The sequence below is a fragment of the Dyella sp. genome, assembly GCF_035508675.1.
GTDB lineage: Bacteria > Pseudomonadota > Gammaproteobacteria > Xanthomonadales > Rhodanobacteraceae > Dyella_B.
The window spans coordinates 1-9595 of sequence record NZ_DATJMN010000248.1 but is presented as its reverse complement, the minus strand read 5'-3'; the positions used below and the strand labels follow the sequence as shown (position 1 = coordinate 9595).

At 64.4% G+C, this 9595-nt stretch carries 10 protein-coding genes and 1 pseudogene; all 11 read left to right on the top strand.

Going from position 1 to position 9595, the window contains the following annotated elements; translation table 11 throughout:
• Positions 1-213: 213 nt before the first annotated feature.
• Positions 214-1947 carry a type II secretion system ATPase GspE gene (gene gspE, locus VMA74_RS13075; protein ID WP_325367621.1) on the top strand — a complete coding sequence of 578 codons (1734 nt, stop codon included), beginning with the start codon at positions 214-216 and terminating at the stop codon, positions 1945-1947.
• A gap of 68 nt (positions 1948-2015) precedes the next feature.
• Positions 2016-3233 (top strand): type II secretion system inner membrane protein GspF, encoded by a 1218-nt coding sequence (gspF, locus tag VMA74_RS13070; protein ID WP_325367619.1) that lies wholly within the window; start codon positions 2016-2018, stop codon positions 3231-3233.
• 60 nt (positions 3234-3293) lie between these two features.
• Positions 3294-3734 (top strand): type II secretion system major pseudopilin GspG, encoded by a 441-nt coding sequence (gene gspG / locus VMA74_RS13065; protein WP_325367617.1) that lies wholly within the window; start codon positions 3294-3296, stop codon positions 3732-3734.
• Positions 3735-3826: 92 nt separating this feature from the next.
• Entirely contained in the window at positions 3827-4285 is a 459-nt protein-coding gene (locus tag VMA74_RS13060; RefSeq protein WP_325367615.1) for a GspH/FimT family pseudopilin, read from the top strand.
• Entirely contained in the window at positions 4282-4704 is a 423-nt protein-coding gene (locus VMA74_RS13055) for a type II secretion system protein (RefSeq protein WP_325367613.1), read from the top strand. Before VMA74_RS13060 ends, VMA74_RS13055 begins: the two co-directional genes overlap by 4 nt.
• A gap of 134 nt (positions 4705-4838) precedes the next feature.
• Positions 4839-5519, top strand: coding sequence for a prepilin-type N-terminal cleavage/methylation domain-containing protein (locus VMA74_RS13050; protein WP_349255551.1), 681 nt, complete (start codon positions 4839-4841; stop codon positions 5517-5519).
• On the top strand, positions 5519-6394 hold the full coding sequence (locus VMA74_RS13045; protein ID WP_325367609.1) for a type II secretion system protein GspK: 876 nt from the start codon (positions 5519-5521) through the stop codon (positions 6392-6394). The genes VMA74_RS13050 and VMA74_RS13045 overlap by 1 nt, the downstream gene beginning before the upstream one ends.
• Entirely contained in the window at positions 6391-7551 is a 1161-nt protein-coding gene (locus tag VMA74_RS13040; protein WP_325367607.1) for a PilN domain-containing protein, read from the top strand. The genes VMA74_RS13045 and VMA74_RS13040 overlap by 4 nt, the downstream gene beginning before the upstream one ends.
• Positions 7548-8201, top strand: coding sequence for a type II secretion system protein GspM (gene gspM, locus VMA74_RS13035; protein WP_325367606.1), 654 nt, complete (start codon positions 7548-7550; stop codon positions 8199-8201). Before VMA74_RS13040 ends, gspM begins: the two co-directional genes overlap by 4 nt.
• Positions 8198-8917 carry a hypothetical protein gene (locus VMA74_RS13030; RefSeq protein ID WP_325367605.1) on the top strand — a complete coding sequence of 240 codons (720 nt, stop codon included), beginning with the start codon at positions 8198-8200 and terminating at the stop codon, positions 8915-8917. The genes gspM and VMA74_RS13030 overlap by 4 nt, the downstream gene beginning before the upstream one ends.
• Before the next feature lie 3 nt (positions 8918-8920).
• A pseudogene (locus tag VMA74_RS13025) lies at positions 8921-9595 on the top strand (type II secretion system protein GspD); the annotation flags it as partial.

Here is a 9595-nt window from a genome sequence, read left to right as displayed (position 1 = left end):
ATGGAGAACCCTTCAAAACTTCGATTGTCTCATCCGTGAACGGCCTGATCCATGCCGTTGCATGCGTCTTCACAGTCTCTTAGCACGTGAACGCGGTCGCGAAGTTAGGCTCGCCAGCCCCTTTGGGGTGTGTTACCAATGGGAATCGCCTTTCCACGCGCGGGCGTTGGGTGGGCAGCATCCTCACATAGCTAAACCTCACGGGGTGGAATCATGTCGGCAGCCTTGAAGCCGGCGTCCATAGGGACGAACCAAGCCACGGAAGACCACGAATCAGCCGTGTGCGCACTGCTGGTCGCGCGCGGCCGTTTGAAAGACAACGACCTGGCGCGTGCCAAACGCCTGCATGAGGAAGCCCCCGAGGGCACGCTCACTGCCTTGCTCGCCCGGCTGGGCCTGGTATCCGAACGCGATTTGGCCGAAGCCTGGGCCGAGCTCCTGCACGCGCCACTGTTGGCGGCGCGCGATGCGCCGGACATGCCACCCACCGATCTCGACTTGTCGGTGCGCTTTCTCAAGCAGCAGCATGTGGTGCCCGTCCGTGCGGGCGAAGACGGCATCGTGCTGATCGTCGCCGACCCTGCCGACCCTTACCCGCTGCACGCCGTGCAGCTTGCCTCGGGCAAGCCGGTGTCCTTGTGCATCGGCATCCGCTCGGAAATCGACGATCTCATCGAGCGCTACTACGGCCAGGGCCGCTCCGCGATGGGCACCATCGTGGAAAACCTCGACGGCAGCAGCGCGGAAGAAGAGGACGTGGAGCACCTGCGCGACCTGGCTTCCGAAGCGCCGGTCATTCGCCTGGTGAACCTGATCCTGCAGCGTGCAGTGGAGCAGCGCGCGTCGGACGTGCATATCGAGCCGTTCGAAAATCGCCTGAAAGTGCGCTACCGCATCGACGGCGTGCTGCATGAAGTGGAGGCGCCGCCTTCCAGCTCCACCGCGGCGGTGATCAGCCGCGTGAAGATCATGGCCAAGCTCAACATTGCCGAGCGGCGCCTGCCGCAGGACGGCCGCATCCAGTTGCGCGTGCAAGGCAAGGAGCTGGACCTGCGCGTCTCCACCGTGCCGACCAGTTTCGGCGAATCGGTGGTGATGCGTATCCTGGACCGCGAAACGGTAGTGTTCGATTTCGCCTCGCTGGGTTTCACCGACAGCTTCCAGCAACGCTTCATCGACGTGCTGGAGCGTCCGCACGGCATCCTGTTGGTCACCGGCCCTACCGGTTCGGGCAAAACCACCACGCTCTACACCGCGCTGTCGAAGATCAACACGCCGGGCGTGAAGATCATCACCGTGGAAGATCCGGTGGAATACCAGCTCGAAGGCATCAACCAGATCCAGGTGAAACCGCAGATCGGCCTGGACTTCGCCAACGCGCTGCGCTCGATCATGCGCCAGGACCCGGACGTGATCATGATCGGCGAAATGCGCGACCTGGAAACCTGCCGCATCGCGATCCAGTCCGCGCTGACCGGTCACCTGGTGCTGTCCACGCTGCACACCAACAGCGCATCGGGCGGCGTGACGCGCCTGCTCGACATGGGCGTGGAAGATTACCTGCTGGGCTCCACCGTCAACGGCATCCTGGCGCAGCGCCTGGTGCGCCGGCTCGATCCGGAAACTGCCGTCCCCTACGAAGCGCCGCCGGAAGTCGTCGCCGAATTCGAGCTGGAGAAATACACCAACGAACGTCCGATTCGCTTGTGGAAACCCGGCACCAGCGCGTCCAATCCCACCGGCTACCGTGGCCGCCGCGCCATCATGGAGTTTTTGGTGATGAGCGATGCCCTGCGCCGCCTGGTCATGCAGCGCGCCGACGCCAGCGAAATCGAACGCCAGGCGCGCGCCGAAGGCATGCGCACGATGTATGAGGACGGTATCGCCAAGGCGGTGGCGGGCATCACCACCATCGAGGAGGTGTTGCGTGTTACGCAGGAAGGCTAGCAGGCAGACCCATTTCGCCGTGACGTTCTCTCCCCTCCGGGGAGAGAACGCAAAGAGCCATTCTTGATATGAGCCAATTCCGCTACCGCGCCGTCAGCGCCTCCGGCGAGATCGTGCAAGGACAGATGGAGGCGGCCAGCCTCGATGAAGTCATCGTACGCCTGCAGGACCAGGGGCATACACCGCTGGAAGCCAAGCCAGCCGATGCGGAGGGCGCCGGTGGCGGGCTTGCCCGCTTGTTCAAGCGTGGTCCTTTCAACGGCGACCAGCTGGCGCAATTCACGCATCAGCTGGCCACGCTGCTCGGTGCAGGGCAACCCTTGGATCGCGCGCTTGGCATCCTGATGGATCTGCCTGAAGGCGAGCACGCAAAAAAACTGATCGAGCGCGTGCGCGATCGCGTGCGCGGCGGCACGCCGCTGTCGCAAGCGATGGACGAGGAACACGGCGTATTCCCCAAGCTCTACATTGCACTGGTGCGCGCGGGCGAAGTGGGTGGTTCGCTGGAAGATACCTTGCGCCGTCTGGCCGACTATCTCGAACGCACGCAGCAACTGCGCGGCAGTATCATCAATGCGCTGATCTATCCGGCCTTCCTGATGGTTGGCGTCTTCGGTTCGCTGCTGTTGCTGCTTACATACGTGGTGCCCCAGTTCGTGCCGATCTTCCAGGACATGCAGGTGCCGATTCCCTGGATTACCCGCGCCGTGCTCGCCCTGGGCACCACGATGCAGGACTGGTGGTGGCTGATCATCGTGATCGTGGTCGGTGGCGTCATGGCGTGGCGTGCGCGCATGCGCGATCCGGTGTCGCGCCTGGCCTGGCACGATCGGCTATTGAAGATCCGCCTGATCGGGCCGCTGGTGCTGAAGGTGGAAACCGCACGCCTCGCGCGCACGCTGGGCACGCTAGTGAAGAACGGCGTTCCGCTGCTTTCCGCCTTGAGCATCGCGCGCATGGTCACCTCCAATCGCGCGCTGGACGAATCCCTGGTGCAGGCCACCGAGATGGTGAAAGGCGGCAACGGCCTCAGCCTGGCGCTCGGCCAATCGCAGCGCTTCCCGCGCCTGGCGATCCAGATGGTGCAGGTGGGTGAGGAGGCCGGACAGCTCGACACCATGCTGCTGAAAGTGGCCGATACCTTCGAGCTCGAAAGCCGCCGCTCCATCGATCGCCTGCTGGCCGCGCTGGTGCCGGCGCTTACCATCGTGATGACGTTCTTTGTGGCCATCATCATGGCCGCCATCCTGCTGCCGCTGCTCAGCCTTACCAGCAACATCCAGTGAGCGGCGTTGTCCGACGTGCATAACTTTTTATTCCACGCTTCGATACGGAGAAACCAACCTATGCAGTACAGATATCCACGGACGCGGCAGCTGCGCCATCCCCACCGCAGCGCAGGTTTCACCTTGCTGGAAATGCTGGCGGTGATCGTGCTGATCGGCATCGTCGGCGCCATCGTGGTGCGTCAGGTCGGCAGCAGCGTGGACAAAGGCAAGTTCGGCGCCGGCAAGGCCCAGCTCACCACCCTCAGCCAGGCCGTCGATGCCTACGCCCTGGACAATGGCTCGCCGCCCGCGCAGTTGTCGGACCTGGTCAGCAAGCCCGCCAATGCCACCAACTGGCAGGGGCCGTACGTCAAGCCGTCGCAGCTGAAGGACCCGTGGGGCCACGACTTTGGCTACAAGTACCCCGGCGAGCATGGCAACTACGACCTGATTTTCTATGGCCGCGATGGCAAGCCCGGCGGGGAGGGCTATGACGCGGATGTGGGGAATTGGCAGTAATGAATCGGCGGGGAGCGGCAAGTGTGGATCGTGAATCGTGGGCGCTGCATCGCGGCGCTCCACGGTTGGCTTTTCGCGGTGCCCGATGCCCGATGCCCGATTGCCGCCAACAAGGCTTCACCTTGCTCGAAATGCTTGCCGTCATCATCCTCATCGGCATCGCCGCCGCGGCGGTGTCGATCTCGGTGGCGCACGGCCTGGCCAGTGCACGCATCAATGCCGCCGCAGGCGAACTGGCCGCATCGCTGCGCGCGACGCGCACACAGGCGATCATGCACGGTGAGCAGCGCGTGTTCGAAGTAGATACGAACAGCGAAATCTATCGCGGTGCGGACAAGCGCGACGTACGTTTGCCGAAGGGCTTGGAGCTTTCCGTCACCAGCGCGGCCAGCGACCAATCCGCCGGCCAGATCGCGCGCATTCGTTTCTTTCCCGATGGCAGTTCCACCGGCGGGCGCATCACCTTGCGCAGCGGCCAGCGCGAATGGCACGTCAATGTGTCATGGCTGACCGGCGCCATCACTATTTTCGATACGGCGAAGCACACGTGAGCGCCGTGCTTCATCACGGACGGCGTCGCCACGCCCACGGATTCAGCCTGCTGGAAGTGATTGCCGCCATCATGCTGCTGGCGATCGCCTTTGGTGCGCTGATGCAAGTGGCTGGCGGCTCGATCAGGCTTACGCAAAAGTCGTCCGACTATACCCAGGCGGCCTTGTGGGCGCGCTCGGCGCTGGATACGAGCTTTGTGCTGGAGCCGCTGCAGCCCGGCGTAACACAAGGCAACTTCGACAAGCGTTACCGCTGGCGCCTGCAGGTGACACCGTGGGCAGTGCCGAACAGCGGGCCGGCAGGTACGCCGTATGCATTCCGGCTGTACAAGCTCGATCTGGACGTGATGTGGGGTTCGGCGCCGTTCGAGCACACGGCGCGCTTCAGCACGCTGCGCTTGGGGAGTAATGCGCCGTGAGAGCCGTGAATCGTCAATCGTCAATCGTCAATCGGAACCGCGGCGCGATGCGCTCGGTACGGTGGAGCGCGCGCCGGTATACCAGCCACTTGCAACGTACGAAGCGCCCTGTTCGCAGCACGTCGCTTTTCACGATTCACGATTTACGATTCCCGATTTACGCTAAAGGCTTCACCCTTTTAGAAGTCCTCGCCGCCATGGCCCTGCTCGCGCTGCTGCTGCTGGGCGTGTACTCCGGGGTGCGCTCGGCGACGCACGCCGTACAGGCCGGCAGCGTCAAGATCGAGCAGCTGGATGAAATACGCGCCGCCCAGCAGTTCCTGCGCCGCGAGCTGGCGCAGGCGATGGCGCAACCGATGGCGCGCGACAGCGATGGTAATGGCGTGTTCTTCGTCGGCACGGGCGACAGCATGCGCTTTGTCGCGCCGTTACCCGGCTATCTCGGTCGCATGGGGCCGCAGCTGATCGAAGTGAAACTGGTCAACGGCGAGCATGGCAAGCAACTGGTGGCGAGTCTCGCCGTGCTGCCGCCGGATGGCAGCGCCCCCAAGCCGCTGGGCGAACCGCAGGTGCTGCTCGATGGCGTGATCGACGGCAGTTTCAGCTATCGCGGCCTGAACCAGCAGGGCCAACCGATGGATTGGCAGAACGACTGGAATGCCCCCACCACCATGCCGAATCTGGTCACGATCAAGCTGGCGCTCGACCAGCGCCGTCCATGGCCGATGTTGAGCGTACCCTTGCGCGTGAACGCGGCGGCGGTGCAGGGGCCCGGCAATTTGCTGCGCGGCTTGCGCGGGCCGGGAGTGCCGTGATGCGCGCATTTGGCCGGCATGAACGCGGCGTCGCCTTGCTGCTGGTGATGTGGGCGTGCACCTTGCTCGCCATTCTGCTGGGTGGCTACGCCATGCTGGCGCACACGGAAAGCCTGCAGGCCAACTTTCAATTCGGACAGGCGCGGGCGCATTACGCGGCGGAAGCGGGCGTGATGCGCGCGATTTACGCGCTGCAGGCGCCGAACGTCAACGACCGCTGGATTGCCGATGGCCGCATCTACCCGTTCGAATTCGAGCACGCCAAGGTCGGAATATCGATCACCGCGGAAAGCGGCAAGGTGGACCTCAATGCCGCCTCGCCCGATGTGCTCACCCGCCTGTTGCTGAACGCGGGCGTCGATGCGCCGCACGCGAGCCAGATCGCGCAGGCGATTGTGGACTGGCGCAGCTTTCCGATTTCGCCGCAGCAGATCGCACAGCGCCGTGCGGCTTACACTGCGGCCGGCCGCGACTATGGTCCGCGCAACGGCCCGTTCGCCAGCGTGGAAGAACTGCAGATGGTGCTCGGCATCACGCCCGATCTGTATGCGAAAATTGCGCCGTACGTCACGATCTGGTCCGGGCGCGCCAGTCCCGATCCCAATACCGCGCCGCTACTGGCATTGGCTTCGATTCCTGGCATGGATCTGCAACACGCTGCTGCAATCATCGCCGCGCGTCCAGCGTCTTCGGCGAGTGCCAATGCTGCCGCGGGGCTGGTCGCCAACAATGGCATCACGCATAGTATTCGTTCAGAGGCCGTGCTCGCCGACGGCACGCGCGCGATCTTGCGCGTCACGGTACGCTTGCAAGGATATCGGCCTGGCTCGCAGGCTTTTGCGGTGCTGCGCTGGCAAGAGGGAGATGGGGAGTGAATTCCGCTACGCAGACACTGCAACCGCAGCTTGAACGCGCACGCCGTGCATGGCGCAGCTCGCCGTTGCCGGGCTTTTTTGCCTGGTGGTGGGGCGAGTTGCGCGCACTGTTACCGGTGCGTTGGCAGGCGTTTTTCAGTGGCGGCAACGTGTGGTGCCTGCTGCATCACCACGACGGCCAGTGGTCCGTGCGTCGTAGCGGCCAGCCGCAAGCGTCGGCGCCGTGGAGCGATACGCTGGATGCGCCCGAGCAGCAAGCCCTGTTGAATGCCACTGTCACCGGCATTGATCGCCAGGATCTGCGCCTAGCCTTGTGCCTGCCGCAGGAGGCGGTATTGCGCCGGCGCCTGATGTTGCCCGAGGCCGCGCGCGACAACCTGCGCCAGATCGGCGCGTTCGAAATGGATCGGCAAACGCCGTTCCGCGTCGACCAGGTGTACTACGACCTGCGCGAACTGAAAGGCCCCGCGCCCGCCGGCCGCATCGCCGCCGAGCTGGTGGTCGCCCCGCGCGCCGCGGTGGACGCCAAACTCGAACACCTGCGCAATGCCGGCATCACCATCGACGCCGTGGACCTGTGCGAGGGCGACGCCCGCCTCGGCGTGAACCTGCTGCCGCCGGAGCGCGCGCGTGCGCATCGCGATCCGCGCCGCCGGCTCAATCTCGTGCTTGCCGCCGCCGCGCTGTTGCTGCTGGTACTGTGCCTGGGCCAATACCTGAACAACCGCCAGGAAGCGCTCGCCGCCATGCAGACCCAGGTCGACGACATGCGGGCCGATGCGCAGAAGATCGCGCAGTTGCGCAAGCAATTGGAGGACAGCACCGGCGCCGCCGGCTTCCTGGCCAAGCGCAAGACCGATGCTGTCGCCGTGGTGGATGTGTTGCAGGACCTCACCGCGCGCATTCCGGACGACACCTGGCTGGAACGCTTTACGGTCGACAGTTCCGGTCGCGTCGGCATCCAGGGCCAGAGCGCGAAAGCCGCTTCATTGATCGACGTCCTGCAGGGCAGCAAGCTGCTCACCGGTGCGAACTTTCAGGGCGTGATCCAGCGCGACCCGGCCACCAACAAAGAGCGCTTCTTCATGGATGCGCAGCTGCACATGCCAGCCACCGGCAAGCCAGCCGCCAGCAGCAGCGCAGGAGGCACGCCATGAAGATGCGCCCCATGAAACCGGCGGAAAGCCGCGTCGCCGCGATCGGCCTGCTGCTGCTCGTGCTGGTGCTTGCCTATTTCCTGCTGCTGCATTGGTGGTTCGTCGCGCCGCTGCGCGACATCGACAGCCAGATGGACGATTTGCGCGATACGCAAAGCCGCTACGCCGCTGCGATTGCCGAGAAGCCGCAATTCCTCAAGCGCATCGAGCAGCTCGGTCACAACCAGACCGACAGCAGCACCTTCCTGCCCGAAGCCGATCCCAACGCGGCTTCCGCGGGATTGATGCAGCGCGTGGTGGACGATGCCGCCAAGTTTGCGCAGGAAGGCAGCTGCGAAGTCAGCCAGAAGATGCCGGTGAACAACCCGGGCACGGCCTCCACCGATCCGTACCAGAAGGTAGTGGTCAGCATCAGCCTGCATTGCGATATGCAACCGCTGATCGGCTTGCTGTACACGCTCGAAAAAGGCAAGCCGTACCTGTTCGTGCAGGATTTCAGCGTATACCGCAATCCGCTGGTCAACCAGCAAAAGAACGTCGCGCCGCTGGAAGTGCAGTTCACGCTGGCCGGCTACGTGCGCACCTCCAACGCGCCCGGTACGCCGCCGGCCGCGGGGCCGAACGAGCAGTCGGCGGGAGACAACGAATGAACGCGGCCGCCCAACGCCGTCTCACCCCTGCTTTCGGCATTGTCACGGCGGTGCTCGGCATAGTGCTGGTGTCGCTGCTGTTCGGTGCGGGACGTGGCGTGAGCTGGGACCCGCCGCGCCCGGTGCCGCCGCTGCCCGCCGCGCGCGCCGTGACACTGCCCACCCCGCCGCCGCTGTCAAGCTATGCGCAAACCTGGGAGCACCCCTTGTTCAGCGCCGACCGCAAGCCTATCGTCACCCAAGGTGGCAGCGAGGGGGTGAGCCTGGGCGACCTGCAACTCACCGGCATCATCCTCACGAGCAAGCTGCACATGGCCTTGCTTGGCCCCGTCAACGGCAAGGGCGATGACGACAAACAAGTGAGCGTACGCGAAGGCGCGACGCTGCCCGACAGCAACTGGAAACTGATCCAGGTATTACCTCGCTCGGCCATTTTTACCTCGCCCAGCGGACGCACGGAACTGAAGCTGCCTGCCGGTGCTCCTATAGATCAGCCGGCGGCCGCACCCAACACGCCGCAGGGTGCGGTGCCGATGAACCCGCCACCAGGGCCGGGGCCGGGAACACCGCAGCCGCAAGGCCGCGAGATGATGCGTCCGTCACCGCAGGCAAACGAAGCGCAAGCGGAGCGCTTGCAAAAACTCAGGGCCGCCATTCTTAAGCAGCGTTCCCAACAGCAGCAACAACAGCAGCAAGGGAATCAGGGAGAACACTGATACATGTCACACACGCGCATGCAACCTTACCCCCGCCATGCCTTGCGCATCGGCGCGATCGCGCTGGCGGTCTTCCTGAGCGGCTGTGCGGCCAACAAGCCGATGGTGCAAGACAACCACGAGCTGGAACGCGAAGCCGTGGCCGGCACCGAAAAGCCAGCGCCACAGCCGGAGCCGCTCAACAACAACCTCAGCAACACACCTCCGGCGCCGGCGGTAGCCAGCATCAAGGAGGGTACCGGTCACTTCGTGAAACCGACCGGGCTTGCTACGCCGCGGCGTCCTGCCGCGGGCGCAGGCGCCGTCACCTTCAATTTCGAGAACCAGCCGGTGCAGGCGGTGGTGAAAGCCATCCTTGGCGATCTGCTGCACGAGAACTACACCATCGTGCCGGGCGTGCAGGGCAACATCTCCTTCTCCACCTCCGAGCCGGTCGACAGCAGCCAGGCGATGCCGATCCTGGAAACGCTGCTGTCGTGGACGCACAACGCGCTGGTGAAAACCGATGGCCGGTATGTCGTGATGCCGGAAAAGGAGGCTGTGGCAGGCAACGTTGCGCCGAGTCTCGGCGCGGCAGCGCCGGCGGGAGGGCTGCAAGCAAGGCTGTTCCCGCTGCATTACATCGCCGCTGACCAGATGCAGAAATTGCTGAAGCCGTTCGCGCGGGCCGATTCGATC